At 54.8% G+C, this 25,160-nt stretch carries 26 protein-coding genes; 15 read left to right on the forward strand and 11 right to left on the reverse strand.

All coding sequences use genetic code 11. The annotated features are described in order from the left end of the window. Positions 1–136: 136 nt before the first annotated feature. From ABVM99_RS20000 to ABVM99_RS20025, 6 genes are all read right to left on the reverse strand, one after another. Positions 137–382 (reverse strand): DUF2542 family protein, encoded by a 246-nt coding sequence (locus tag ABVM99_RS20000; protein WP_072101857.1) that lies wholly within the window; start codon positions 380–382, stop codon positions 137–139. After that, positions 379–1,098 carry an outer membrane permeability protein SanA gene (gene sanA, locus ABVM99_RS20005; RefSeq protein WP_000920081.1) on the reverse strand — a complete coding sequence of 240 codons (720 nt, stop codon included), beginning with the start codon at positions 1,096–1,098 and terminating at the stop codon, positions 379–381. The genes ABVM99_RS20000 and sanA overlap by 4 nt, the downstream gene beginning before the upstream one ends. 176 nt (positions 1,099–1,274) lie before the next feature. Further along, positions 1,275–2,159 (reverse strand): cytidine deaminase, encoded by an 885-nt coding sequence (cdd, locus tag ABVM99_RS20010; protein ID WP_000553526.1) that lies wholly within the window; start codon positions 2,157–2,159, stop codon positions 1,275–1,277. Between the two features lie 153 nt (positions 2,160–2,312). Next, on the reverse strand, positions 2,313–3,008 hold the full coding sequence (locus ABVM99_RS20015) for a CidB/LrgB family autolysis modulator (RefSeq protein WP_023195580.1): 696 nt from the start codon (positions 3,006–3,008) through the stop codon (positions 2,313–2,315). Next, positions 3,005–3,403: a CidA/LrgA family protein gene (locus tag ABVM99_RS20020; RefSeq protein WP_000045719.1), complete on the reverse strand. Its 399-nt coding sequence runs from the start codon at positions 3,401–3,403 to the stop codon at positions 3,005–3,007. Before ABVM99_RS20020 ends, ABVM99_RS20015 begins: the two co-directional genes overlap by 4 nt. A 131-nt stretch (positions 3,404–3,534) precedes the next feature. Beyond that, positions 3,535–4,443 (reverse strand): LysR substrate-binding domain-containing protein, encoded by a 909-nt coding sequence (locus tag ABVM99_RS20025; RefSeq protein ID WP_000024658.1) that lies wholly within the window; start codon positions 4,441–4,443, stop codon positions 3,535–3,537. 125 nt (positions 4,444–4,568) lie between these two features. Here ABVM99_RS20025 and ABVM99_RS20030 point away from each other — a divergent pair, with 125 nt between their 5' ends. The 6 genes from ABVM99_RS20030 to dusC all read left to right on the forward strand — a co-directional run bounded on the left by ABVM99_RS20030 (position 4,569) and on the right by dusC (position 10,601). Further along, entirely contained in the window at positions 4,569–5,927 is a 1,359-nt protein-coding gene (locus ABVM99_RS20030; protein WP_000194218.1) for an aromatic acid/H+ symport family MFS transporter, read from the forward strand. Between the two features lie 11 nt (positions 5,928–5,938). Then, positions 5,939–6,976, forward strand: a complete 1,038-nt coding sequence (gene gtdA / locus ABVM99_RS20035) for a gentisate 1,2-dioxygenase (protein ID WP_001289857.1) — start codon at positions 5,939–5,941, stop codon at positions 6,974–6,976. A gap of 15 nt (positions 6,977–6,991) precedes the next feature. Beyond that, positions 6,992–7,693: a fumarylacetoacetate hydrolase family protein gene (locus tag ABVM99_RS20040; protein ID WP_000170621.1), complete on the forward strand. Its 702-nt coding sequence runs from the start codon at positions 6,992–6,994 to the stop codon at positions 7,691–7,693. 8 nt (positions 7,694–7,701) lie between these two features. Then, positions 7,702–8,346: a maleylacetoacetate isomerase gene (maiA, locus tag ABVM99_RS20045; RefSeq protein WP_000781183.1), complete on the forward strand. Its 645-nt coding sequence runs from the start codon at positions 7,702–7,704 to the stop codon at positions 8,344–8,346. Between the two features lie 14 nt (positions 8,347–8,360). After that, on the forward strand, positions 8,361–9,554 hold the full coding sequence (locus tag ABVM99_RS20050; protein WP_000150103.1) for a 3-hydroxybenzoate 6-monooxygenase: 1,194 nt from the start codon (positions 8,361–8,363) through the stop codon (positions 9,552–9,554). Between the two features lie 108 nt (positions 9,555–9,662). After that, on the forward strand, positions 9,663–10,601 hold the full coding sequence (gene dusC / locus ABVM99_RS20055) for a tRNA dihydrouridine(16) synthase DusC (protein WP_052938290.1): 939 nt from the start codon (positions 9,663–9,665) through the stop codon (positions 10,599–10,601). 57 nt (positions 10,602–10,658) lie between these two features. On the opposite strand, the gene yohP is transcribed toward dusC, so the two are convergent. Continuing rightward, positions 10,659–10,742, reverse strand: coding sequence for a small membrane protein YohP (gene yohP / locus ABVM99_RS20060; RefSeq protein WP_000698460.1), 84 nt, complete (start codon positions 10,740–10,742; stop codon positions 10,659–10,661). 317 nt (positions 10,743–11,059) lie between these two features. Here yohP and mdtQ point away from each other — a divergent pair, with 317 nt between their 5' ends. Both mdtQ and ABVM99_RS20070 read left to right on the forward strand, forming a co-directional pair. Next, the gene (gene mdtQ, locus ABVM99_RS20065) at positions 11,060–12,496 is read left to right on the forward strand and encodes a multidrug resistance outer membrane protein MdtQ (RefSeq protein ID WP_052938291.1); all 1,437 of its coding nucleotides are present in this window, start codon (positions 11,060–11,062) and stop codon (positions 12,494–12,496) included. Positions 12,497–12,561: 65 nt separating this feature from the next. After that, positions 12,562–13,323, forward strand: a complete 762-nt coding sequence (locus ABVM99_RS20070; protein WP_000169608.1) for an SDR family oxidoreductase — start codon at positions 12,562–12,564, stop codon at positions 13,321–13,323. Between the two features lie 48 nt (positions 13,324–13,371). Here ABVM99_RS20070 and ABVM99_RS20075 read toward each other — a convergent pair whose 3' ends face one another. Then, on the reverse strand, positions 13,372–13,941 hold the full coding sequence (locus ABVM99_RS20075; protein WP_001523476.1) for a DedA family protein: 570 nt from the start codon (positions 13,939–13,941) through the stop codon (positions 13,372–13,374). 158 nt (positions 13,942–14,099) lie between these two features. Between ABVM99_RS20075 and ABVM99_RS20080 the strand changes: the two genes are divergently transcribed. Further along, entirely contained in the window at positions 14,100–14,687 is a 588-nt protein-coding gene (locus tag ABVM99_RS20080) for a Yip1 family protein (protein WP_001017057.1), read from the forward strand. 165 nt (positions 14,688–14,852) lie between these two features. Next, positions 14,853–15,800 carry a D-alanyl-D-alanine endopeptidase gene (gene pbpG / locus ABVM99_RS20085; RefSeq protein WP_000911555.1) on the forward strand — a complete coding sequence of 316 codons (948 nt, stop codon included), beginning with the start codon at positions 14,853–14,855 and terminating at the stop codon, positions 15,798–15,800. A gap of 57 nt (positions 15,801–15,857) precedes the next feature. Here pbpG and dld read toward each other — a convergent pair whose 3' ends face one another. After that, positions 15,858–17,588 (reverse strand): D-lactate dehydrogenase, encoded by a 1,731-nt coding sequence (gene dld, locus ABVM99_RS20090; protein ID WP_023205328.1) that lies wholly within the window; start codon positions 17,586–17,588, stop codon positions 15,858–15,860. A gap of 266 nt (positions 17,589–17,854) precedes the next feature. Between dld and bglX the strand changes: the two genes are divergently transcribed. The 5 genes from bglX (at position 17,855) to ABVM99_RS20115 (ending at position 24,078) form a co-directional block, all read left to right on the forward strand. After that, on the forward strand, positions 17,855–20,152 hold the full coding sequence (bglX, locus tag ABVM99_RS20095) for a beta-glucosidase BglX (RefSeq protein ID WP_000871554.1): 2,298 nt from the start codon (positions 17,855–17,857) through the stop codon (positions 20,150–20,152). Between the two features lie 180 nt (positions 20,153–20,332). Continuing rightward, positions 20,333–21,250 (forward strand): ABC transporter substrate-binding protein, encoded by a 918-nt coding sequence (locus ABVM99_RS20100; protein ID WP_000155876.1) that lies wholly within the window; start codon positions 20,333–20,335, stop codon positions 21,248–21,250. 3 nt (positions 21,251–21,253) lie between these two features. Beyond that, the gene (locus ABVM99_RS20105) at positions 21,254–22,423 is read left to right on the forward strand and encodes an ABC transporter permease (protein ID WP_001278120.1); all 1,170 of its coding nucleotides are present in this window, start codon (positions 21,254–21,256) and stop codon (positions 22,421–22,423) included. Beyond that, positions 22,416–23,363 carry an ABC transporter ATP-binding protein gene (locus tag ABVM99_RS20110; protein WP_000569166.1) on the forward strand — a complete coding sequence of 316 codons (948 nt, stop codon included), beginning with the start codon at positions 22,416–22,418 and terminating at the stop codon, positions 23,361–23,363. The genes ABVM99_RS20105 and ABVM99_RS20110 overlap by 8 nt, the downstream gene beginning before the upstream one ends. Further along, a complete protein-coding gene (locus ABVM99_RS20115) occupies positions 23,347–24,078 on the forward strand; it encodes an ABC transporter permease (RefSeq protein ID WP_001650057.1) in 732 nt (243 codons plus the stop codon). Before ABVM99_RS20110 ends, ABVM99_RS20115 begins: the two co-directional genes overlap by 17 nt. Here the strand turns inward: ABVM99_RS20115 and ABVM99_RS20120 are convergent. Together ABVM99_RS20120 and mlrA are read right to left on the reverse strand one after the other, a co-directional pair. Then, positions 24,059–24,166, reverse strand: a complete 108-nt coding sequence (locus tag ABVM99_RS20120) for a protein YohO (RefSeq protein ID WP_001261696.1) — start codon at positions 24,164–24,166, stop codon at positions 24,059–24,061. The genes ABVM99_RS20115 and ABVM99_RS20120 overlap by 20 nt on opposite strands. 59 nt (positions 24,167–24,225) lie before the next feature. Further along, the gene (gene mlrA / locus ABVM99_RS20125) at positions 24,226–24,957 is read right to left on the reverse strand and encodes an HTH-type transcriptional regulator MlrA (protein WP_001240418.1); all 732 of its coding nucleotides are present in this window, start codon (positions 24,955–24,957) and stop codon (positions 24,226–24,228) included. Positions 24,958–25,160: the final 203 nt, after the last annotated feature.

Raw genomic sequence — 25,160 nt, forward strand, 5'->3', positions numbered from 1 at the left:
TACCGCCAGCCTAAGCATTGAAAGAAGGGTATTCTGTGAAAGAATTCACAAAAAAATGAAACCAGAATGCAAAACAGCATTTGTTCCTTATATCATAATAATAACTATTCTCAATTTTAAAGGGATAATAAATAGATTAACGATAAAAAAGAAGATAAATAATCATTCCAGTAAATAAAAAACCGCAACCGGTATAAAGAAAAAGATAAGACCAATATTGTACGGGATCGGCATGGCGATAGACATAAACCGGTTTTCGCGCATTTTTGACAACTTTATCTACCGCGCCGGTTCGCCAGCCTTTCCAGGCCTCACGGAAGCAAAAAAGCGGGAGTAGCAGAAAGGCTAATATGACAAATATCGCCTGTACATCCATGATCATTTCCCTTTTTTCTTTTCCAGTTCAAGCAATTGTTCCGGCGTAACGGCCGGATACCCCTGGGCGTCATTCGGCACCTGATGCTGCGTGGGAATAGGTACCAGCGGGCCTAAAAAACGCGGTTCGCGTTTAAAAATATAGAGATCCGCCAGCGCGCTAAAGCGGGCGCCAAATTCGCGCAGGCGCACTGTCAGCATATTTTTGGGCGAAGGTACCGCGTAACACTGCGCCTGAATGCCCATATGCAACGCAATAAACAAGGCGCGTTCGCAGTGGAAGCGCTGAGTGATGATAATAAAGTCGTTGGTATCAAACACTTTGCGGGTACGCACAATGGAGTCAAGCGTACGGAAGCCAGCGTAATCAAGCACAATGTCTGCAGGATCGACACCCGCCGCGATAAGGTCTTTGCGCATGGTCATCGGTTCGTTATAGCTTTGCAGGGCATTGTCGCCGCTGAGCAGCAGGTAATTGACTTTACCGCTATTGTAAGCGTTTAACGCGCCCTGGATACGATAACGATAGTACTGATTAATGACACCCTTGCGATAGTATTTGGCTGTCCCTAACACGACGCCAACCTGGCGGTAGGGGAGATCCTGTAGCTCGTCATAGATATAGGGCGCTGTTTTCCAGCTCATCCACCGATCGAGGCCAAGCACCGTCAACAGCAGCAAGCCTACCAGGACCAACAGGCTGTAAAACACGCGCTTTAACATGCAGGAAACTCGATACCAGGATGAAAGTACGATCAGGCTACTGTACCCGAAGACGTAGCGCAAGAAACCGCCGTCTGATTGCGGAGATTTTCAGCATGATTTCCCTTGTATCGGGTCGCGGGAGAGGAGAGTCAGGCCGGATAAGACGCCAGTGCGTCGCTATCCGGCACATTTGCTTAGCCGAGAAGCACGCGGTCAATATTATGGCAACCTAACGCTTTCAGCGTTGCGGCGGTGGCATCCCATTGAATTAATGCCGCATCGCCTTTTTCCGCCAGAATCGCGCGCTGAATATCCGCATAGTCATAGCCATTGAGACTCAGCAGGTTTAGCGCGCCTTGCAGCGGGGGAAGCGTAGGGTTAAAGGCGGCGTTTTCCGCATAGCTGCCGGTGAAAATACGGCCATCTTTACATTCCAGCGCCACGCCGCTCGGTGAGTGGCTATAAGGCATATGGCTCTTATTGGCTGCCGTAATCGCCGCTTGCGTTAGCGTATCGCCCGTTAACGTAAAGCCATGATCCTGCTCGTCCATCAGCAGCGTTTTGATCTCCAGATCTTTTGGCCCGAAAGCGTCAGGCAGATAATCGCGTAACGTATGCGGCGCGCGGCCCGGCAGATGAATGCGCAGATCCAGACCGCTGTTCAGCTCGTTCATAAACTGGCGACAGTGGCCGCAAGGGGTGTAGTTAACGGTGACGGCGGCGAGCCCTTTTTCGCCGCGTAGCCAGGCGTGGCTAATCGCGCTTTGTTCAGCATGCACAGTTTGTTGCATGGTGGCGCCCAGGAACTCCATATTCGCGCCGAAATACCAGTTGCCGCTAACGCCGCGCGCAATCGCGCCGACGTTAAAATGGGACAAATCGGTACGGGCGCAGGCCGCCGCCAGAGGTAACAGTGCGAAAGCCAGCGCGTCTTCGTCCAGTCCCGCCGTATTTTTAAGCGTCGAGACCTGCTCTGCGGTCAGCATGGCGGGAAAATGGTGGTCCGCCAGGATAGGGGCCAGCGCTGATTGCAAATTATCCGCAAGCTGGGCAAAAGCAGTTTGAAAACGTGGATGCATGGCGTTGCCTCATAACAATGTAATGGAACCGTAGTTTACGGGCCTGCTATGTCTTAATATGTGATCTAAATCTCATTGCTTGTGCAACTTGTGAAACTTAAATGAAAAATGCGCGACGTATCGCAAATTTTAACCCGGTCTTTTGTCCCGTCGTTAGCGCATTACCGCCAGAATGAGCGGAAACAAAAAGGGCGCTACCAGCGAGGTAATAATGCCGCAGATCACCAGCGCCAGGGAGCTAAACGCGCCTTCCTGGTAATCCAGCTCGGCGCAGCGCGCAGTACCGAGCGCATGTGAGGCGGTCCCCATTGCCAGCCCGCGTGCGGCCTTAGTACGGATGTGCATCGCGTTTAACAGCGTGTGGCCAAACACCGCGCCCAGAATACCGACAAAAATTACGCATACCGCGCTGATCGCGGGGATGCCGCCGATGCTGCCGCCCACCGCCATCGCGATAGGCGTAGTCACGGATTTAGGCAGTACCGATGCCGCGATTTCAGGCGTTGCGCCCATCAGCAAGGCAACGGATGTTCCGGTAATCATCGCTACCAGACTGCCGACAAAACAGATGCTAATAATGGATTTCCAACGCGCGCGAATCTGGTGCAACTGTTCATAAAGGGGATAGGCCAGCGCTACCACCGCCGGTTGCAGCAGATCGTTAAGTACTTCGCTGCCTTTGAAGTAGTGCTCGTAGGGAATACCGGTCAGCAACAGAAAAGGAATAATGACTACCATTGCCACCAGCAGCGGATTCAGCAACGGCATTTTAAAATGCGCCGCCAGTCTGCGGGCGGCGAAAAATACCACCAGCGTCAGCGGTAACGACCACCAGATATATGTCATCATTTTTTCGTTCCCTTCTGCCCAACCACTTTACGTTCACCGTGTATCAGATGTGAACTCCAGCTTACGACCACAAAAACGACCAGCGTACTGATAGCGCAAGAGACCACCACCGGGCCGAATTGCGCGCGCAGTAAATCAAAATATTGCATGACCCCAACGCCAATCGGCACAAACAGCAACGCCATATAACGAATCAGCACATAGCAGCCGGGGTTAACCCACTTTGCCGGCAGAATTTGCAGCGCCAGCAACACAAACAGAATTAACATCCCGATAATGCTGCCGGGAATAGTGATAGGAAGCAGTGATGCAAGAAAAATGCCTGCGTACAAACAGGCATAAATCAATACAAAAGCGCGTATATATTGCCAGATAATATTCAGTGACTTACTCATGTTTAAAGCCCTTGATGAGATGGATTCATCATACAATTAAACGTTAAAACGTGCTACCGATCACATCATGAATTCTTAGCATAGTGGGTATAGACAGCAGGAACATCGGGCAATGCCCCTGGTCGGCGGCGTTAAACCTGGGCTAAAAAATACAAAAAGCGACTCAGGGCCAAAGACGGCGTCTCATTCTTACGCCAGAACATCCCTACGCTGCCTTTTTGCTCAATTTTTGGCAAGTTTAAAATCGCCAGTTGCCCCTGGCTGGCATAGCGTTGCGCCAGCCGTAAAGAAAGAATAGAGATCATATCGCTGCTTTGCAGCAAATTGGTGCTGACGTTCATTGACGCCGATTCAATGGTGTTTTCCGGGAGCATGACGCCGTTATCGACGAGGGCGTTATCAATACTGATGCGAATAGGGGTGCCGGTTGGCCAGACTATCCATCGCCAGTGCGCCAGATCGCTCCAGGCGATCTGCGCTCGCGCGGCCAGCGGATGGTGCGGACGCGCCACAAAGCAGACCGGCTCGGTATAAAGTACCTGATAATTAAGCGGCAGTTGCAGGGCGCGGCCGCCGACACGCCCTACCACCACATCCACCTGACCGGCAAGCAAATCGTGCAGCAGCGGCGTCATTACCTTTTCTTCAATATTCAGATGCAGCGTCGGCATTTCGTTAAGCAGGCTCAGAATCGCCTGTGATACGCAGTCAGTCGCCACGGGCGAACAGCCGATCTTCAGGCTGCCAACCAGGCCGCCCTGCTTGAAACGGGCGATTTCATACTGTGAACGCTCCAGATCGTTAATTAGGCGCTGGGCGTGCTGGAGCAGTAATTTACCGCCTTCCGAGGGGCGTAGTCCTTTACTGTGGCGCTCAAAAAGCGTGATGCCTATCTCATCTTCGAGTTGAGATAGCCACTTCGATAGCGCCGGCTGGGAGATATTCATCATCCGGGCGACGTGCGTCAGGTTGCCCTGTTCGCCCAGCGCAACCAGCGTTTGCAGGTGATGTAATTTCAATTTCTGCGCCCAGTTCGCCATTCGCTATAACCTCCAGGTTATGTCTCTGCCTGAAAAGCCATTGTACATTTTATCGCTCACTCTACAAACTCGTAACATAGCAAACATAAAAACAACATCTATCTCCCTGCACTGAGGCATTAGCTATGACTCAACGACGTGATCTACAAGCCCTTATTGATGCCGCGCCCGTCGGCAAAATGCAGTGGCGCGTTATCATCTGCTGTTTTCTGGTAGTTATGCTCGACGGTTTCGACACCGCTGCGATTGGCTTCATCGCCCCGGATATTCGTACCCACTGGCAGCTAAGCGCCAGCGAACTTGCGCCGCTGTTTGGCGCAGGGCTGCTGGGGCTTACGGCCGGCGCGCTGCTATGCGGGCCGCTGGCGGATCGCTTTGGCCGCAAGCGGGTCATTGAGCTTTGCGTGGCGCTATTCGGCGCATTGAGCCTGCTTTCCGCTTTCTCGCCGGATATAGAAACCCTGGTGTTGCTGCGCTTCTTAACCGGTCTGGGACTGGGCGGAGCGATGCCGAATACCATCACCATGACGTCGGAATACCTTCCTGCTCGTCGACGCGGAGCGCTGGTCACGCTGATGTTCTGCGGTTTTACCCTGGGGTCGGCGATGGGCGGGATTGTGAGCGCGCAACTGGTGCCGCTGATTGGCTGGCACGGAATTCTGGCGTTAGGCGGCATCTTGCCTTTGATGTTGTTTTTCGGCTTGCTGTTCGCGCTGCCGGAATCTCCCCGCTGGCAGGTACGCCGCCAACTACCGCAAGCCGTTGTCGCCCGGACGGTCAGCGCCATTACCGGCGAGCGCTATCACGATACGCAATTCTTTCTGCATGAGACGGCAGCCATCGCCAAAGGCAGTATTCGCCAGCTTTTTGCCGGGCGACAGCTTGTCATTACCCTGATGTTATGGGTGGTGTTCTTTATGAGCCTGCTCATTATCTATCTGCTTTCCAGCTGGATGCCGACGTTACTTAACCATCGCGGTATTGATCTGCAACAGGCGTCGTGGGTGACTGCCGCATTCCAGGTTGGCGGCACGCTTGGCGCGCTGTTACTCGGCGTGTTGATGGACCGGCTTAACCCGTTCCGGGTACTGGCGGTGAGCTATGCGCTGGGCGCGGTTTGCATTGTCATGATAGGCCTGAGCGAAAACGGCCTTTGGCTGATGGCGCTGGCGATTTTTGGTACCGGCATCGGTATTAGCGGTTCCCAGGTAGGGCTGAATGCTCTGACGGCGACGCTGTACCCCACCCAAAGCCGGGCGACGGGCGTGAGCTGGTCGAACGCCATTGGACGCTGCGGGGCGATTGTCGGTTCGCTCTCCGGCGGCATGATGATGGCCCTCAATTTCTCTTTCGATACGTTGTTTTTTGTCATTGCTATTCCGGCGGCTATCAGCGCGGTAATGCTTACCCTGCTGACAGTGGTTGTCCGCCTTTCGATTTCTGTACCTGACGACCTGCCGCGTGCCAGCGTCGTAAACGAATAAGGAGAATCTCCATGTCTGAAATAAATCAGAACGTAAAAGATAGCCGTCAGCAGTATTACCAGCATATTTCCGGGCAGAATCTGACGCCGCTGTGGGAATCGTTACATCACCTGGTACCGCAGACGCCAAACGCCAACTGCGCGCCGGCCTACTGGAATTATCAGGAAATTCGTCCGCTACTGATGGAAAGCGGCAATGTCATTGGCGCGAAAGAGGCGATCCGCCGGGTGCTGGTGCTGGAAAATCCGGCATTGCGCGGTCAGTCGTCGATCACGGCGACCTTATATGCTGGTTTACAGCTGATCCTACCCGGCGAAGTCGCGCCGAGTCATCGCCATAACCAGTCGGCGCTGCGTTTTATCGTCGAAGGTAAAGGCGCATTTACCGCGGTGGACGGCGAGCGCACGCCAATGCATACCGGCGATTTTATCCTGACGCCGCAGTGGCGCTGGCACGATCATGGTAATCCGGGATCAGAGCCGGTGGTATGGCTGGATGGTCTGGATCTGCCGTTAGTCAACCTCCTGGGCTGTGGGTTTGCGGAAGACTATCCCGAAGATCAGCAGCCGGTAACGCGAAAAGAGGGCGATTATCTGCCGCGCTATGCAGCGAATATGCTGCCGCTGCGCCACCAGCGCGGGAACTCGTCGCCGATTTTCAACTACCGTTACGACCGCAGCCGCGAGGCGTTGCACGATCTGACCCGTATGGGCGATCCGGATGAGTGGGAAGGTTACAAGCTGCGTTACGTTAATCCCGTCACCGGCGGTTATCCGATGCCGTCGATGGGCGCGTTCCTGCAACTGCTGCCAAAAGGCTTTGCCTCGCGTGTGGCGCGGAGCACCGACAGCACTATCTACCACGTCGTTGAAGGGGCAGGGCAGGTCACTATCGGCAACGAAACTTTTCATTTTTCCGCAAAAGACATTTTTGTGGCGCCGACCTGGCATGAGGTGTCGTTTCGCAGCAGCGAAGACACGGTGTTATTCAGCTTTTCGGACAAGCCGGTTCAGGAAGCCCTGGGGCTGTTCCGCGAAGCACGTTATTAATTAGGGAGAGAGAACATGACCAAATATGTATTCCAGCCGCAGGCCCCGGTAACAGTACCCGTGGCGGGCAGTGATGAGCAGTTTCCGGTACGTCGCGTTTACTGCGTGGGTCGCAACTATGCCGCCCATGCCCGTGAAATGGGCTTTGATCCCGATCGCGAACCGCCGTTCTTCTTTTGTAAACCAGCAGACGCTGTCGTCCCGGTAGCGGCAGGGGATACCCTGGAACTGCCGTATCCGGCGCAGACCGATAACTACCATTATGAAATTGAGCTGGTGGTGGCGATTGGTAAAAAGGGGAGCGATATTCCGCTGGAAAAAGCCCATGAATATGTCTGGGGATACGCCACCGGTCTGGACATGACGCGTCGCGATCGTCAGATGGAAATGCGTCAGATGGGACGCCCGTGGGAAATTGGCAAAGCGTTCGATCTCTCCGCGCCCATTGCGCCATTACACAAAGCCGCTGAAACGCATAATGTGGATAACGCCCCTATTTGGCTACAGGTTAACGGCGAAGACCATCAACGCAGCGATATTCGTCACCTGATTTGGTCGGTGAATGAAACCATCAGCTATTTGTCCGGCTTTTTTGAATTGCAGCCAGGTGATTTGATTTTCACCGGTACGCCAGAGGGGGTGGGCGCAGTGGTGAAAGGGGATGTTATCACCGGGAACGTAGAAGGTCTGACGCCGATTGCTGTGAAAATTGTCTGAGGTGAACGATGAAGCTGTACAGTTTCTTTAATAGTTCGGCGTCTTATCGTGTACGTATTGCGCTGGCGTTAAAGGGGATTGATTACCAGACGGTGGGCGTCAATATTCGTATCGGCCAGCAGAATGCGCTGGCCTACCGACGGATGAATCCGGTAGGCCTGGTGCCGACGCTGGTCACTGATGACGGCGAATCGTTGGGGCAATCGCTGGCCATCGTCGACTGGCTGGACCGACATTTTCCGCAAACGCCGCTGCTGCCGACGAGCGACCCGGCGCGCAGCCAGGCGCTGGAAATTGTCTACGCTATCGCCTGCGATATACACCCAATCAATAACATGCGCGTGTTGCGCTACCTGACCGATGAGCTGAAGGTTAGCGAAGAGGATAAAAAACGCTGGTACGCCCACTGGATACAGCAAGGGTTAAGCGCGGTAGAGCAGCTATTGCGTAAAAGTCAGTCCGGACGATTCTGCGTGGGCGACGCGCCAGGCCTTGCGGACTGCTGCCTGATTCCTCAGTGGGCGAATGCGCTCAGGATGGGCTGCGATTTATCAGGCTATCCGCGCTGTAAAGCCGTTTATGACGCCTGCGTACAGCTACCGGCGTTTATTGCCGCCGCGCCGGAAAATCAACAAGATAAAATCCCGGCCTGAAAAGGAGAATGACCATGACTCACGTGACAAGCGCAATTATTGTAGGTGGCGGAATCGGCGGCGCGGCGACCGCGCTGTCGCTGGCGCGCCAGGGAATAAAAGTCATGCTGTTGGAAAAAGCGCACGAAATTGGCGAGATTGGCGCGGGTATTCAGCTTGGGCCGAACGCTTTTTCGGCGCTGGATAGTCTCGGTGTGGGCGATGTTGCCCGCCAGCGTGCGGTGTTTACCGATCACATTACCATGATGGATGCCGTGAATGCCGAAGAAGTGGTATGCATTGAAACCGGGCAGGCGTTCCGCGACCATTTTGGCGGGCCGTATGCGGTAATTCACCGGGTAGATATTCATGCAACGGTATGGGAAGCGGTGCTGACGCACCCTGGCGTGGAGTATCGTACCTCGACCCATATTGTCGATATCCGCCAGACGCCGGATGACGTTACGGTGTTTGATGAGCAGGGAAATAGCTGGACGGCGGATATTCTCGTGGGCTGCGACGGCGTTAAATCGGTCGTGCGGCAAAGTTTACTCGGCGATGCGCCGCGCGTAACGGGGCATGTAGTTTATCGGGCGGTGATTGATTGCGACGATATGCCGGACGATTTACGTATTAACGCACCGGTGCTGTGGGCAGGCCCGCATTGTCACCTGGTCCATTATCCGCTCCGTGGAGGTCAACAGTACAATCTGGTGGTGACATTCCACAGCCGCCAGCAAGAAGAGTGGGGCGTGAAAGACGGCAGTAAAGAAGAGGTGCTCTCTTATTTTGCCGGCATTCATCCCCGCCCGCGCCAGATGCTGGATAAGCCGACCTCCTGGCGCCGCTGGTCGACCGCCGATCGCGAGCCGGTCGCAAAATGGGGAACCGAGCGTATCACTCTGGTGGGCGACGCCGCGCATCCGGTGGCGCAATATATGGCCCAGGGCGCCTGTATGGCGCTGGAAGACGCCGTCACGCTAGGCAAAGCGCTGGAACGCTGCGACGGCGACGCGCAGCAGGCATTTGCGCTGTATGAGTCGGTGCGTATTCCCCGCACGGCGCGTATCGTCTGGTCTACCCGCGAGATGGGGCGTCTCTATCACGCCGCCGGGGTGGAGCGTCAGGTGCGTAATCTGTTGTGGAAAGGAAAATCGCAGGAGGCGTTTTATCGTGGTATCGAATGGCTGTACGGCTGGAAAGAAGATAACTGTCTTGAGCCGCGTTGAGCGCCTTACGTGACGTAGCGTGGCGTTTGCGCCGCCACCTGGCAAAAAGTTTTGCTCATCGCAGAGAGGCGTTATGATAGCGCCTCTTTTTTTGCTGTGGATACCGATATGCGTGTTTTACTGGCGCCGATGGAAGGCGTGCTCGACGCGTTAGTGCGCGAGCTGCTGACCGAAGTGAATGATTACGATCTCTGCATCACCGAATTTGTGCGCGTGGTGGATCAGCTGCTGCCGGTAAAAGTGTTTCATCGCATCTGCCCGGAGTTGCATCACGCCAGCCGCACGCCGTCCGGCACGCCGGTGCGTATTCAGCTTCTGGGCCAGCATCCGCAGTGGCTGGCGGAAAACGCCGCGCGGGCGACGGCGTTGGGATCGTATGGCGTGGACCTGAACTGCGGCTGTCCGTCAAAAGTGGTGAACGGCAGCGGCGGCGGCGCGACATTGCTCAAAGATCCCGAGCTCATCTATCAGGGCGCGAAAGCGATGCGGGCCGCGGTACCGTCGCATCTGCCGGTGACGGTAAAAGTGCGTCTCGGCTGGGATAGCGGCGATAGAAAATTTGAAATCGCCGATGCGGTGCAGCAGGCCGGCGCCAGTGAACTGGTGGTGCATGGCCGTACCAAAGCGCAGGGCTACCGCGCCGAGCATATCGACTGGCAGGCGATCGGCGAAATACGCCAGCGTCTGACTATTCCGGTTATCGCTAATGGCGAAATCTGGGACTGGCAGAGCGCGCAGGCATGTATGGCGACCAGCGGCTGCGATGCGGTGATGATTGGCCGTGGGGCGTTAAATATTCCTAACCTGAGCCGGGTGGTGAAGTATAACGAGCCGCGTATGCCGTGGTCGGAAGTGGTGACGTTATTACAAAAATATACCCGACTGGAAAAGCAGGGCGATACCGGTTTATACCATGTCGCGCGTATTAAACAGTGGTTGGGATATTTACGTAAGGAATATATTGAGGCGACGGAACTCTTTCAGTCGATTCGGGCGTTAAACCGTTCGTCCGAGATTGCGCGGGCGATTCAGGCTATTAAAATCTAATCTCTACAGCGTCCAGAACGTGTGCCGGGCAGATACTATCGCTGCCCGGCGCAGGAATCAGAAAATCATCTTAAACACGCCCGTTACCACCAACAGCCCAATCAGAAAAATAATTAAGATTGCCCATAGAAGAATTTTCATTGTTTGTCCCTTTATTGGTAAATACAAACAAAGTATAGGAAAGTATTAAGCCATCTGCTGCTTTGTTGGGCGCGGCGACGTTTAACTCATGAAGGCTGCTGGCGCGTATTGCAGCAAAATCGTTCATTTATGAACGGGTTAGTGGGACTTTTCATTGAAGTATTACATCAAAAAATGTATCAGATGAAATTATTTGCTAATCATATAAATTTCAAAATATGTCTTTTGTTGTCTGATGATGTATTGCCACGCGTAACTAAAAAATAGATCGCCGTAAGACGTACTCTCTGCGCACCTTTTTTTATCAGAACACCTCCATGAATCGTAATTCTTTCCTTGCCGCGACAGCGAGCTTACCGCTTTTTATTTTGCTGGCGGGTTGCGCCCCCATGCACGATACCCGCCAGTCGCTGACCCAGCAGACGCCCTCTTCTCATGTTGATTCCAGCCTGCCGGCGGCATTGAAAAACGGTTGGCCGGATAGCCAGTGGTGGAAGGCGTATCACGATGCGCAGCTTGACGCGCTGATTGATAATGCCATACAGCATTCGCCGGATATGCAGGTGGCTGAACAGCGTATTCAACTGGCGGAAGCGCAGGCGAAAGCGGTTGAGGCGCAGGACGGCCCGCAGCTCGATTTTTCTGCCGACGTTGAGCGCCAGCGAATGTCAGCGGAAGGGCTGATGGGGCCATTCGCGATTACCGACCCCGCGGCGGGAACGACCGGGCCGTGGTATACCAACGGTACATTCGGCCTGACGGCGGGCTGGGATCTGGATTTATGGGGGAAAAACCGCGCTGAAGTTACCGCGCGGATCGGGGCGGTCAAAGCGCGCGAAGCGGAGCAGGAGCAAACCCGACAACTGCTGGCAAGCGGCGTGGCGCGACTCTACTGGGAGTGGCAGACGCAGGCGGCGCTGAAAAATGTGCTGATGCAAATCGAGCATGAGCAGCAAAACGTGGTGACGGTAAACCGGGAGCTGTATCAACACGGCATTACTTCTTCTGTTGAAGGGGTCGAGACCGATATCGACGCCAGCAAAACCCAGCAGCAGTTGAATGACGTTAACGGTAAAATGAAGGTGATTGAAGCGCGGCTCAGCGCGCTAACCAATACGCAATCGGCGGCGCTCAAGCTGCGTCAGGTGAGTCTCCCCGCCGTTGAAAGCCAGTTACCGTCACAACTGGGGTATTCGTTGCTGGCGCGCCGGGCGGATCTACAGGCCGCGCACTGGTACATTGAATCCTCGTTGAGCAGCATTGACGCCGCGAAGGCCGCGTTTTATCCCGATATCAATCTGATGGCTTTTTTACAGCAGGATGCGTTACATCTGAGCGATCTGTTCCGCCATTCCGCACAGCAATATGGCATTACCGGCGGGCTGACGCTGCCGATTTTCGACAGCGGCAGGCTGAATGCCAACCTCGATATCGCCAAAGCGCAAAGCAACCTTTCTATCGCCAACTACAACAAAGCGGTGGTAGATGCGGTTAATGATGTGGCGCGCGCCGCCAGTCAGGTAGAGACGCTGGCGCAGAAAAATCAGCATCAGCAGCAGATTGAGCATGACGCGCAGCGTGTGGTCGGTCTGGCGCAAGCGCGCTTTAATGCCGGCATTATTGCGGGTTCCCGCGTGAGCGAGGCCAAAATCCCGGCACTGCGCGAGCAGTGTAACGGCTTGCTGTTGCAGGGCCAGTGGCTGGATGCCTCTATTCAGCTTACCAGCACGCTGGGCGGCGGTTATCATTCCTGATTTTTCCGGATGATTCAGACAGGGTTCCTATACTTAGGCTGTGTATGAATCATCCGGAGAGGAATATGACCAAAGTCGCAATTGTAACGGCATCAGATTCGGGAATTGGCAAAGCGTGTGCATTGTTATTAGCACAAAACGGTTTTGATATTGGTATCACCTGGCATTCTGATGAACGCGGCGCGCAGGAGACGGCGAAAAAAGCGGCGCAATTTGGTGTGCGGGCTGAGACCATTCATCTTGACCTGAGCCAGTTACCCGAGGGCGCGCAGGCCATTGAACATCTTATTCAGCGCCTGGGGCGCGTTGACGTGCTGGTCAATAATGCCGGGGCGATGACCAAATCCGCGTTTATTGATATGCCGTTTACGCAGTGGCGGCAAATTTTTACCGTGGACGTCGATGGCGCGTTTCTCTGCGCGCAGATCGCCGCCCGGCATATGATTAAACAAGGAGAGGGAGGGCGCATTATCAACATCACCTCCGTCCATGAGCATACGCCGCTTCCGCAAGCCAGCGCCTATACCGCGGCGAAACATGCGCTGGGGGGATTGACTAAATCCATGGCGCTGGAACTGATTGAACATCATATTTTGGTCAACGCCGTCGCGCCAGGCGCTATCGCCACGCCGATGAATGATATGGATGACAGCGACATTGAGCCGGGATCGGAACCCTCGATCCCTATTGCCCGACCGGGTTCTACGCATGAAATAGCCAGCCTCGTCGCCTGGCTGTGTTCGGAAGGCGCAAGCTATACCACCGGTCAGTCGCTGATTGTCGACGGCGGGTTTATGCTGGCGAATCCGCAATTCAACGCAAAATAAACGCCGGGTGCCGGATGGCGGCGTTATGCCATCCGGATACCATCAGGTTTAACGGGCCTCCGCTTTGCCGCGTCTTTTCAGCCACCAGCGCACGCCCACCACCAGGACGATGGCCAGAATCAGCCAGACCCCGTGCCTGAGATGCTGATCGAGGTCGTGCAGCCATGGCGCGATCACCTCGCCGCCAAGATATCCCAGCGTGGTAAACAGCAGCGCCCAGATCAGCGCCCCTACAATATTCAGCGGCAGAAAAATTTTAGGCGGCAGGCGGCTGGCGCCAATCAGCAGCGGGCCAACCACCCGGAAGCCATACATAAAACGCGTGCCGATCACAAACAGATACGGATGGCGTTGGATCATTTTCTGCGCGCGACGAATCTTCGTATGATAACGCGGGAAACGACGCAGGATCTTCCCGCCATAGCATCGTCCTAACAGGTAAAGTAGCTGATCGCCCATCATCCCTCCCAGCGCGACGGCCGCCGCCACCAGCGGAAACTTGAGCAATCCCTGATGCGCCGCGACGCCCCCCAACAGGGTAACGGTTTCACCTTCGGCCATACTGCCGATAACCAGCGCCGCATAGCCATAATGCGTAATAAGCGTGTTGATATCCATGCGTAAACCACCTCCAGCATTAAGCATACACCCTGGCAAGAGGCGTGCGTGGCAAAGCCGACGTTTTGCCGGAGACTATTTTACCATTGCTCATAAAATAACCAGAAACTGAATTATACTTGAACATACTGGCATCTGAGGCAGCAGAAGGGGGCAGTATGAACCATGTATGGGGGCTTTTTTCCCATCCTGATCGGGAAATGCAGGTGATCAAAAGCGAAAACGAAACCGTTTCGCATCACTATACGCACCATGTTTTGCTGATGGCGGCGATTCCCGTCGTCTGCGCCTTTATCGGCACGACGCAAATCGGCTGGAATTTTGGCGACGGCAACGTGTTACAACTCTCGCTGTTTACCGCTTTTGCGCTGGCGGTCTTGTTCTACGGCGTGATGCTGGCGGGCGTCGCGGTGATGGGACGTGTCATCTGGTGGATGGCGCGAAACTATCCGCAACGGCCATCGCTTGCGCGCTGTATGGTTTTTGCCGGCTATGTCGCGACGCCGCTGTTTTTAAGTGGTCTGGTGGCGCTCTATCCCCTGGTATGGCTATGCGCTTTGGTCGGCGCTGTCGCGCTCTTTTACACCGGCTATTTGCTGTATTTGGGTATTCCGACTTTCCTTAACATTAATAGAGAGGAAGGATTAAGCTTCTCCAGTTCGACGCTCGCTATCGGCGTACTGGTCCTGGAGGTGCTACTGGCGATCACCGTGATCCTGTGGGGATACGGCTACCGCCTGTTCTGATGCGAAAAAGGGCTGGCGCAAAAGCCAGCAATGCAGCATTTGCTGACGATTCTTCTGTAGCGGCAACGCTGGCGTGCCGCTATGATGCCACTGCTAGCTTGAGTATAATCTTAGCTCAGGCGGTGTGCGTTACGACGCGCGTGAATCATTATCAGAAATCTCATCATGCTGAAATTCCGAGCTTCATTCCTGAGCCTTGCTCTGATGTTGGCCGTACCTTTTGCCCCGCAGGCCGTGGCGAAAACGGCAGCGACAACCGCGGCGTCTCAACCTGAGATTGCCTCCGGTAGCGCAATGATTGTTGATCTCAACACCAATAAAGTGATCTATTCGAACCACCCGGATCTGGTGCGTCCGATTGCCTCGATAACCAAATTAATGACGGCGATGGTCGTGCTCGACGCGCGATTGCCGCTGGATGAAATACTGAAGGTCGATATCAGCCAGACGCCGGAAATGAAAGGGGTTTACTCCCGCGTACGCCTGAACAGCGAAATTAGTCGCAAAAATATGTTGCTGCTGGCGTTGATGTCATCCGAAAACCGTGCGGCGGCAAGCCTGGCGCACTATTATCCTGGCGGTTATAACGCGTTTATTAAAGCAATGAATGCGAAGGCGAAAGCGCTGGGCATGACGCATACCCGCTTCGTTGAGCCGACGGGGCTGTCGATTCATAACGTCTCGACCGCGCGGGATTTAACAAAATTGCTGATTGCCACGAAGCAATACCCGCTGATTGGCCAGCTAAGCACCACGCGCGAAGATATGGCGACATTCTCGCATCCGGCGTATACGCTGCCGTTTCGCAATACCAACCATTTGGTCTACCGTGATAACTGGAATATCCAGTTAACGAAAACCGGCTTTACCAATGCGGCGGGGCATTGCCTGGTGATGCGTACCGTGATCAATAACAAACCGGTCGCGCTGGTGGTCATGGACGCGTTCGGCAAATATACCCACTTTGCGGACGCCAGTCGCCTGCGTACATGGATTGAAACCGGTAAAGTCATGCCCGTTCCGGCTGCCGCGCTGAGCTATAAAAAGCAAAAAGCCGCGCAAATGGCGGCAGCCAGCGCCAGTGCCGGGGCGCAAACCGCACAGAACGATTAAGTCGCCGCAGGCCCGGCAGGCATCGCGCCGCCGGGCTTCACGGTAAACCGCACGGTGTTAATGCGTTTCATCGGGCGTATTTTCCTGCCAGAATTTCCGCTTACTCGTTTTGCCGATACCGGGGTTCATACTGTTGGTTGGGTCATTTTGCCGATAAAAACGCGTCAGCGTTTCCGGCGCTTTATACAGATGTCCAACGTTGTGCTCCGCCGGGTATTGTGCCCCGCGCGCCTGCAACAGCTCCAACATTTGCGCTTTCAGCGCATGGACGTCGACGCCTTTCTTCACGATATAGTCCTGATGAAAAACGTGGCACATAAAGTGGCCGTAATAGAGTTTATGTACCAGTTGGCTGTCGATTTCCGGCGGCAGATGCTCGAACCAGTCGGTATCGTTGCGGCGCAGAGCGATATCCAGCGCCAGAATATCTTCCACTTCATCAGCGTGTACGGCCTGATAACGAATCGCCGCGCCAGCAGCGGCGAAGCGGTGCAGGAAGGCTTTGCTGCCCTCTTCCGGCGTACAGGTGAAGAAACCGCCCTCAGCGGATTTAAAAAATTCATTCAGCCAGCGTTGCGCTTCTGCGACGCCGTCTCCCGCCATTTTTAACAGCAGATGATGCTCATATTTATCGCGCCAGTTTTTCATTCGCGGCGGCAGATGGCTGGGAAACAGGTGGCCGAATTTCTGCATCGCGCGGTCGGTGAAATGCGGTCGGAAAAATTTTACTTTTTCCAGCATCGCATCGGTTCGGCCTTTTAGCGTGAAAAAGAATGGCATCTTGTCGGTGCCGAGTTTATCGATCATCAGAAAGGTATCTTTACCGTACTGCTCCGCAATATCGTAGATATCGCGATGCATATATTCTCCCGCCACTGGCAGATTGTCGAAGTTCGCCAGAATATGCCGACGGATTTCAGTCAGTACCGCGGGCTGATTGGTGCCGATATAAAAAACCTGCTGATTTTTTTCCGCTGCAAAGGTATCAAGGCGAACGGTAAAAACCGCCAGTTTTCCGGCGCAGCCGGAAGATTCAAACAAACGGTCCGGGTCGGCGTTATAGCGGGCGGGCGTATCGGCGTTGATATCTCGTACCCGCGTCACGTAGTCGTGATCGTGCGCATGACGACCATCGTGACGCACATCCTCATCTTTAATCCGTTCATCATCCAGCTTGCTCAGGATCTGCTCCGGCGTATGCCCAAGATCGATACCCAGATGATTGACCAGTTGCAGTTTGCCTTGCTCGTCAATACGGGCAAAGAGCGACATCTCGGTATAGGCCGGGCCGCGCTGCACCAGCGAGCCGCCGGAGTTATTACAGATGCCGCCGATGACCGACGCGCCGATACACGACGAACCAATCACCGAGTGCGGTTCACGGCCCAGCGGTTTAAGCGCTTTTTCCAGCGCATAGAGCGTCGTACCGGGCCAGGCCAGAACCTGTTGGCCGTTATCCAGTAAGTGCAGCTTATCCAGCCGCTGGGTGCTGATAATCACAATATCGCGATCGTAGTCGTTGCCGTTCGGCGTGGAGCCTTCCGTCAGACCGGTGTTGGCGGCCTGCATCAGAATAATTTTGTCAGCGTTAACGCAGGCGTTGAGCACACGCCACAGTTCCAGTAACGAACTTGGGAAAACAACGGCCAGCGCATCGCCCTGACCGGAACGGAAACCCTTGCGATAGCGGGCGGTTTTGGCGGGGTCTGTCAGCAGGTGAGAATGGCCTACCAGGCGGGCCAGCTCATTCAGGAACGTTTTATTATCAGTCATTGTTATGGAAGACATTCTCCACTCCTTGTGGTGGGACAAAATATCAGCGTTAAGCATAGCGCTTGGTATGACAATACGCTTTCTCATTCAAATTGTCTCTGTGTTGGTGGTATTCATTTGCCGCCTTGATACCATTTGCTGGCGGCTGCGTATTCGACTGTGCGGAAAATTAGGAGAATAACCTTCGCTTTCTTCTCCTCTCGCGTTTAGGCTTATGGCAAACTGCGGTTTTTATTCTGTTTTTACCGCCTCGTCGGGATAAAGATAAAGAGAGACTCAACATGAAATGGTTATGTTCAGTAGGTGTTGCTGTGAGTCTGGCGATGCAGCCAGCATTGGCGGAAAACCTGTTTGGCAATCACCCGCTGACGCCCGAAGCGCGCGACGCGTTCGTCACGGATTTACTCAAGAAAATGACTGTCGATGAAAAAATTGGTCAGTTACGTCTGATCAGCGTCGGCCCTGATAACCCAAAAGAAGCGATTCGCGAGATGATCAAAGACGGGCAGGTAGGGGCGATTTTCAATACCGTCACCCGCCAGGATATCCGTCAAATGCAGGATCAGGTGATGGCGTTGAGCCGCCTGAAAATTCCTCTCTTTTTTGCCTATGACGTGGTACACGGCCAGCGAACCGTCTTCCCAATAAGCCTCGGTCTGGCTTCTTCTTTTAATCTGGATGCGGTAAGAACCGTAGGACGCGTATCGGCGTATGAAGCGGCGGACGACGGTCTGAATATGACCTGGGCGCCGATGGTGGATGTCTCCCGCGATCCGCGTTGGGGACGCGCCTCCGAAGGCTTTGGCGAAGATACATATTTAACCTCCATCATGGGCGAAACCATGGTGAAAGCGATGCAGGGCAAAAGTCCGGCGGATCGCTATTCGGTGATGACCAGCGTGAAACATTTTGCCGCCTATGGCGCCGTTGAAGGTGGTAAAGAATACAACACCGTGGATATGAGTTCCCAGCGTCTGTTTAATGACTATATGCCGCCGTACAAAGCGGGGCTGGATGCGGGGAGCGGCGCGGTGATGGTGGCGCTGAACTCGCTGAACGGCACGCCTGCGACGTCAGATTCCTGGCTATTGAAAGATGTCCTGCGCGATGAGTGGGGCTTTAAGGGAATTACCGTTTCCGACCACGGCGCTATTAAAGAACTGATTAAACACGGTACCGCGGCCGACCCGGAAGATGCGGTGCGCGTGGCGCTAAAGGCAGGGGTGGATATGAGCATGGCGGATGAGTATTACAGCAAATATCTGCCGGGTCTGATTAAATCGGGCAAAGTGACGATGGCGGAACTGGACGACGCGACGCGCCATGTGCTCAACGTAAAATATGACATGGGATTGTTTAACGACCCCTATAGCCATCTGGGGCCGAAAGAGAGCGACCCGGTGGACACCAATGCCGAAAGCCGCCTGCATCGTAAAGAGGCGCGGGAAGTGGCGCGGGAAAGTGTGGTACTGCTGAAAAACCGGCTGGAAACGCTGCCGTTGAAAAAATCGGGCACCATTGCCGTTGTTGGGCCGCTGGCCGACAGTCAACGTGATGTAATGGGGAGCTGGTCTGCTGCTGGGGTCGCGAATCAGTCGGTGACGGTGCTGGCGGGTATTCAAAATGCCGTCGGCGACGGGGCGAAGATCCTCTATGCCAAAGGGGCGAATATCACTAACGATAAAGATATCGTCGATTTCTTAAACCTGTATGAAGAGGCGGTGAAAATCGATCCGCGTTCACCGCAGGCGATGATTGATGAGGCGGTGCAGGCGGCGAAACAGGCCGATGTAGTGGTCGCAGTGGTAGGCGAGTCGCAGGGGATGGCGCATGAAGCCTCCAGCCGTACCAATATCACCATTCCGCAGAGTCAGCGCGACTTAATCACCGCTCTGAAAGCCACCGGTAAGCCGCTGGTACTGGTATTAATGAACGGCAGACCGCTGGCGCTGGTAAAAGAAGATCAACAGGCCGATGCGATTCTGGAGACCTGGTTTGCCGGGACGGAAGGCGGCAACGCCATTGCCGATGTGCTGTTTGGCGATTACAACCCGTCAGGCAAACTGCCGATCTCCTTCCCGCGTTCGGTGGGACAAATTCCGGTCTATTACAGCCATCTCAATACGGGACGCCCGTATAATCCTGAAAAGCCAAACAAATACACCTCACGCTATTTTGACGAAGCGAATGGCCCGCTCTATCCGTTTGGTTACGGTCTGAGCTACACCACATTTACGGTGTCTGACGTCACGCTCTCCTCACCGACAATGCAACGCGACGGCAAAGTCACGGCCAGCGTAGAGGTCACGAACACCGGTAAACGCGAAGGGGCAACGGTCATCCAGATGTACTTACAGGATGTCACGGCGTCAATGAGCCGCCCGGTGAAGCAATTAAAAGGCTTTGAAAAAATCACCCTCAAGCCTGGCGAACGTAAAACCGTGAGTTTCCCGATTGATATCGAGGCGTTGAAGTTCTGGAATCAGCAGATGAAATATGACGCGGAACCCGGCAAGTTCAACGTCTTTATCGGCGTGGATTCCGCTCGCGTTAAACAAGGATCGTTCGAGCTACTGTAAGCCTGCCGTCAACAGGGCGCGATAGCTGCGCCCTGTCTGGCAATGACTTTTCCTGTCCCCCCTTTTATTGCCTGCCACGTCACTTACACTGGCGGAAAATCCCAGGTTAAACGCAGACTTTTCAACTATGCTTTTTTCTCAAGTCTCTGAAAAAGGCCGTAAAAGGATGAGGAAAGCATCATGACGATCTCAAAGCTATGGGTAAGTTCGCTGGCGTTGCTGGCGACGGTGAGTTTACCTCTACAGGCGGCATCGCCCGTGACGGTCGGGTCAAAGATTGATACCGAAGGCGCGCTGCTCGGCAACATGATTTTGCAGGTACTGGAAAGCCACGGCGTTAAAACGGTCAATAAAATTCAGCTCGGGACCACGCCAGTCGTTCGTGGCGCGATTACCGCCGGAGAGCTGGATATCTATCCGGAATACACCGGTAACGGGGCGTTCTTTTTTAAAGATGAAAACGATCCGGCATGGAAAAATGCAAAGCAAGGCTTTGAGAAAGTCAAAAAACTGGATGCGGAGCAGAATAAGCTGGTCTGGTTGACGCCTGCGCCGGCCAACAACACCTGGACCATCGCGGTACGCCAGGACATCGCGGAAAAAAATAAACTCTCCTCGCTTGCCGATCTCAGCCGTTATCTGAAAGAGGGCGGCACTTTTAAACTGGCGGCGTCTGCGGAATTTATCGAACGGGCGGATGCGCTGCCGGCATTTGAAAAAGCCTATGATTTTACCTTGAATCAGAACCAGCTCTTGTCGCTGGCGGGCGGCGATACGGCGGTCACGATCAAAGCCGCCGCGCAACAAACATCCGGCGTTAACGCCGCGATGGCGTATGGCACCGACGGCCCTGTCGCCGCGCTGGGTCTGCAAACCCTGAGCGACCCGAAAGGCGTCCAGCCTATCTATGCGCCCGCGCCGGTAGTGCGTGAATCGGTGTTGCAGGCCTATCCGCAGATAGCCGACTGGCTGCAGCCCGTTTTCGCCAGCCTTGATGAGAAAACGCTGCAACAGTTGAACGCCAGAATCGCCGTAGAAGGGCTGGATGCGAAAAAAGTCGCCGCAGATTACCTCCGACAAAAAGGGTGGGTGAAGTAATCTGTGAGTGACGCTGCCAAAAAAATTACGGTTAATCGTGTGCTGTTGCTGTTGGTTGTTCTGACCCTGCTTGCTGTCGCGCTGCCTTTCATTAATTACGCCCCGAATCGTCTGGTGAGCGGCGAGGGGCGCCAGTTATGGGAGATCTGGCCGGCGACCATCTGGATGCTGACTGGCGCGGGATGCGCGCTGTTTACGCTGTGCTTTGTACCCGGTAAACGCGGTAGCGTACTGACGCTGATGATGGCGCAGACGCTTTTTATTGTCATGCTGTGGGGAGTCGGCAGGGCGGCGACCCAGTTGGCGCAGGAGGGCAGTCCGCTGGCGCGTACCAGTCTGGGAAGTGGATTGTGGCTGGGCCTCGGTCTGATGCTGCTGGCCTGTAGCGATGCGATCCGCCGTATTACCGTTGGGCCGCTGTGGCGCTGGTTGCTGCACGCGCAAATTGTCATTGTCCCGCTGGCACTGCTGTTTTCAGGCACGTTCGACAACCTCTCGCTTCTGAAAGAGTATACCAATCGCCAGGATGTTTTCGATGCCGCGCTGGTGCAACATTTGATGTTACTGGCGGGCACGGTGCTGCCGGCGCTGGCGATCGGACTACCGTTGGGCGTCTGGTGTTATTTTTCCGCCTCACGCCAGGGGCCGGTGTTTACCGTGCTGAATGTGATCCAGACTATCCCTTCCGTCGCGCTGTTTGGCCTGCTGATTGCGCCGTTGGCCGGGCTGGTGAAACAGTTTCCGTGGCTTGCCGAATTCGGCGTCGCGGGAACCGGCATGACGCCTGCGCTGATAGCGCTGGTGCTCTATGCATTATTGCCGCTGGTGCGCGGCGTGGTCGCCGGGCTCAATCAGGTGCCGCGCGATGTGCTGGAGAGCGCAAGAGCAATGGGAATGAGTAGCGGCCAGCGCTTCAGGCATGTGCAACTGCCGCTGGCGCTGCCGGTCTTTTTACGTAGCCTGCGGGTAGTCATGGTCCAGACAGTGGGAATGGCCGTCGTCGCCGCGCTGATTGGCGCGGGAGGTTTCGGCGCGCTGGTGTTTCAGGGGCTATTGAGCAGCGCCATTGATTTAGTCCTGTTGGGCGTCATTCCGGTGATTGCGCTGGCGGTAGTGATCGACGCGCTGTTTGATTTATGGATCGCGTTTTTGAAGGGAGCAACCGATGATTGAATTTAACCATGTCAGTAAAACCTTCGGCGATCAACAGGCTGTTAGCGACCTCAATTTGCACTTTAGCGAAGGCAGCTTTTCGGTGTTAATTGGCACCTCCGGTTCGGGAAAATCGACCACGCTGAAGATGATTAACCGGCTGGTAGAGCATGATAGCGGAACGATCCGTTTTGCCGGGGAAGAGATCCGCAGCCTGCCGGTGCTTGAACTGCGCCGTCGCATGGGCTATGCCATTCAGTCTATCGGTCTTTTTCCCCACTGGACGGTGGCGCAAAATATCGCCACCGTACCGCAACTACAAAAGTGGTCGCGTGCGCGGATTAACGATCGTATTGACGAACTGATGGCATTATTGGGTCTGGAAAGCGCGCTGCGCGATCGCTATCCGCATCAGCTTTCCGGCGGGCAACAGCAGCGGGTCGGCGTTGCGCGGGCGCTGGCTGCCGATCCGCAGGTATTGCTGATGGACGAGCCTTTCGGCGCGCTTGATCCGGTAACACGCGGCGCATTGCAGCAGGAGATGACCCGCATTCATCAGCTACTGGGGCGCACCATCGTACTGGTGACGCACGACATCGACGAGGCGCTACGCCTCGCCGACCATCTGGTGCTGATGGACGGGGGCCACGTTATCCAACAGGGATCGCCGCTTTCTATGCTGACCTCGCCGGAAAATGATTTCGTGCAGGCGTTTTTTGGCCGCAGCGAGCTGGGTGTAAGGCTGCTTTCGTTACGTAGCGTAGGCGATTATGTACGTCGGCATGAACAGCTCAGCGGCGACGCGCTGGTGGAAGAGATGACGCTACGCGATGCGCTATCGATGTTTGTCGCCCGTCGGTGCGACGTCCTGCCGGTGGCGAATCAGCAGGGCGAGCCCTGCGGTACGCTCCATTTCCGCGATCTGCTTTCGGAGACGTCCCCTCGTGAAACGACTGTGTGATCCGCTTCTCTGGCTTATTGTTCTGTTCTTGCTTCTGCTGTTTGGATTGCCTTATAGCCAGCCGTTCTTCGCCGCGCTGTTTCCCGATTTACCGCGCCCGGTCTACCAACAGGAGAGTTTTGCCGCCCTCGCGCTCGCCCATTTCTGGTTGGTGGGCATCTCAAGTCTGTTTGCCGTCGTGGTGGGCGTCGGCGCAGGGATTGCGGTCACGCGAGAAAGTGGGAAAGAGTTTCGTCCCATGGTGGAGACTATCGCCGCCGTCGGGCAGACCTTTCCGCCGGTCGCGGTACTGGCGATCGCGGTACCCGTCATGGGTTTTGGTCAGCAACCGGCCATTATCGCCTTGATCCTGTATGGGGTGTTGCCCATCCTGCAGGCGACCCTGGCCGGACTGGGCGCGGTGCCTGCCAGCGTGATGAGCGTTGCCAGCGGTATGGGAATGAGCCGTCGCCAACAGTTGTATCAGGTTGAGCTACCGCTGGCCGCGTCGGTGATTCTGGCGGGCATCCGAACCTCGGTGATTATCAATATTGGTACGGCGACCATCGCTTCAACGGTGGGGGCCAGTACGTTAGGCACGCCGATCATTATCGGGCTTAGCGGCTTTAATACGGCCTATGTTATCCAGGGGGCGCTGCTGGTGGCGCTGGCGGCGATCATTATCGATCGCCTGTTTGAAAGGCTGACGCGCGCGCTTACCCGGCACGCAAAATAAAACTGTAACCTGCCAGCATCACGCCGCCGATACCGCCAATAGCCATCAGCAGGAAAAGGGCGATCACCCCGATTTTCGCTACGCGCATTATGTACTCCTTATGTTAATAAAAGGAGTATACATTAAAGCGAATTTGTTAGCTGCTGTTTAAACGCCAAGGGGATGAATGTCGCGTCCCTGGGCGCGCCATGCCAGGAGTTGCTGCTGCTGCGCCAGCGTCTGGTTTTCTCCGCACCATACCAGTAACGTCTTGCCGTCAAACAGTTCCGGGCGGAACTGGCTAAGCGAGTGCGCCAGCACGTCGATTCGCCATCCCTGTTGGCTGGCGACCCAACCTTCCAGCCACAGGCGGGTGGTATCATGGATATTCCAGCCGATCACCAACGCATCTTTTCCCTGTTTCTTACGCGCAGACGCCAGGCAGAGCGCAATATAGTTGATCAGGATACCGTCAAGAATGCCGAGCAGCGCCTGAAGGGCGGGTTGTTGGCACTGTAATCGTCGCCGCAGCGGGACGAACAGGTTAGTGGTCAATGTTTGGGCTGGATAATCCTGACCGCGTTCTTTGACCCATAACCGTAAACTGTGCAGATTACTGCTTTGCAGGTAGTGCAGCAGGATCTCCTGCTGTTCGCGCCAGCCGTTAGGTTGTTCGCTACTGTCGCTACTGAGCAGCACTTTGACTTTGCTGACCTGAACGCCGTTATCTATCCAGCGCTTGATTTCGCGGATTCTGTCGATATCGGCATCGTTAAACAGACGATGACCGCCATCCGTTCGCTGTGGTTTTAAAAGTCCATAACGTCTCTGCCACGCGCGCAACGTGACAGGATTGATATCACAAAGCAAAGCCACTTCACCAATTGTGTAAAGCGCCATCGTTTCACCCTTGCTCGCGAGGTCCCGGTTTAACTTTAGACGCTCTTTTAGGAACCAGGAAGTTTTGCCTGTTTTTTATGCATTAAAACGCGAAGTAGCGGGTTGCGGCGCGGCGTTTAAGTGATCGTATTCACGAATTCATATTTTTATGCAACAGTTCAAAGAAAGTTAATCGTACTCAATGTATGTTACGCGCTTTTAAT

The sequence above is a fragment of the Salmonella sp. SJTUF15591 genome (assembly GCF_043356435.1).
GTDB classification, from domain to species: domain Bacteria; phylum Pseudomonadota; class Gammaproteobacteria; order Enterobacterales; family Enterobacteriaceae; genus Salmonella; species Salmonella enterica.

Bases quoted from the DNA above. Each gene is read 5' to 3' on its own strand.
- sanA (WP_000920081.1), bottom strand. From the start codon at position 1,098: ATGTTAAAGCGCGTGTTTTACAGCCTGTTGGTCCTGGTAGGCTTGCTG.
- pbpG (WP_000911555.1), top strand. From the start codon at position 14,853: ATGCTGAAATTCCGAGCTTCATTCCTGAGCCTTGCTCTGATGTTGGCC.
- dusC (WP_052938290.1), top strand. From the start codon at position 9,663: ATGCGTGTTTTACTGGCGCCGATGGAAGGCGTGCTCGACGCGTTAGTG.
- ABVM99_RS20100 (WP_000155876.1), top strand. From the start codon at position 20,333: ATGACGATCTCAAAGCTATGGGTAAGTTCGCTGGCGTTGCTGGCGACG.
- ABVM99_RS20025 (WP_000024658.1), bottom strand. From the start codon at position 4,443: ATGGCGAACTGGGCGCAGAAATTGAAATTACATCACCTGCAAACGCTG.
- maiA (WP_000781183.1), top strand. From the start codon at position 7,702: ATGAAGCTGTACAGTTTCTTTAATAGTTCGGCGTCTTATCGTGTACGT.
- ABVM99_RS20120 (WP_001261696.1), bottom strand. From the start codon at position 24,166: ATGCGCGTAGCGAAAATCGGGGTGATCGCCCTTTTCCTGCTGATGGCT.
- bglX (WP_000871554.1), top strand. From the start codon at position 17,855: ATGAAATGGTTATGTTCAGTAGGTGTTGCTGTGAGTCTGGCGATGCAG.
- ABVM99_RS20040 (WP_000170621.1), top strand. From the start codon at position 6,992: ATGACCAAATATGTATTCCAGCCGCAGGCCCCGGTAACAGTACCCGTG.
- mlrA (WP_001240418.1), bottom strand. From the start codon at position 24,957: ATGGCGCTTTACACAATTGGTGAAGTGGCTTTGCTTTGTGATATCAAT.
- ABVM99_RS20075 (WP_001523476.1), bottom strand. From the start codon at position 13,941: ATGGATATCAACACGCTTATTACGCATTATGGCTATGCGGCGCTGGTT.
- yohP (WP_000698460.1), bottom strand. From the start codon at position 10,742: ATGAAAATTCTTCTATGGGCAATCTTAATTATTTTTCTGATTGGGCTG.
- ABVM99_RS20000 (WP_072101857.1), bottom strand. From the start codon at position 382: ATGATCATGGATGTACAGGCGATATTTGTCATATTAGCCTTTCTGCTA.
- ABVM99_RS20015 (WP_023195580.1), bottom strand. From the start codon at position 3,008: ATGATGACATATATCTGGTGGTCGTTACCGCTGACGCTGGTGGTATTT.
- cdd (WP_000553526.1), bottom strand. From the start codon at position 2,159: ATGCATCCACGTTTTCAAACTGCTTTTGCCCAGCTTGCGGATAATTTG.
- dld (WP_023205328.1), bottom strand. From the start codon at position 17,588: ATGTCTTCCATAACAATGACTGATAATAAAACGTTCCTGAATGAGCTG.
- ABVM99_RS20020 (WP_000045719.1), bottom strand. From the start codon at position 3,403: ATGAGTAAGTCACTGAATATTATCTGGCAATATATACGCGCTTTTGTA.
- mdtQ (WP_052938291.1), top strand. From the start codon at position 11,060: ATGAATCGTAATTCTTTCCTTGCCGCGACAGCGAGCTTACCGCTTTTT.
- gtdA (WP_001289857.1), top strand. From the start codon at position 5,939: ATGTCTGAAATAAATCAGAACGTAAAAGATAGCCGTCAGCAGTATTAC.
- ABVM99_RS20070 (WP_000169608.1), top strand. From the start codon at position 12,562: ATGACCAAAGTCGCAATTGTAACGGCATCAGATTCGGGAATTGGCAAA.
- ABVM99_RS20080 (WP_001017057.1), top strand. From the start codon at position 14,100: ATGAACCATGTATGGGGGCTTTTTTCCCATCCTGATCGGGAAATGCAG.
- ABVM99_RS20050 (WP_000150103.1), top strand. From the start codon at position 8,361: ATGACTCACGTGACAAGCGCAATTATTGTAGGTGGCGGAATCGGCGGC.
- ABVM99_RS20030 (WP_000194218.1), top strand. From the start codon at position 4,569: ATGACTCAACGACGTGATCTACAAGCCCTTATTGATGCCGCGCCCGTC.
- ABVM99_RS20110 (WP_000569166.1), top strand. From the start codon at position 22,416: ATGATTGAATTTAACCATGTCAGTAAAACCTTCGGCGATCAACAGGCT.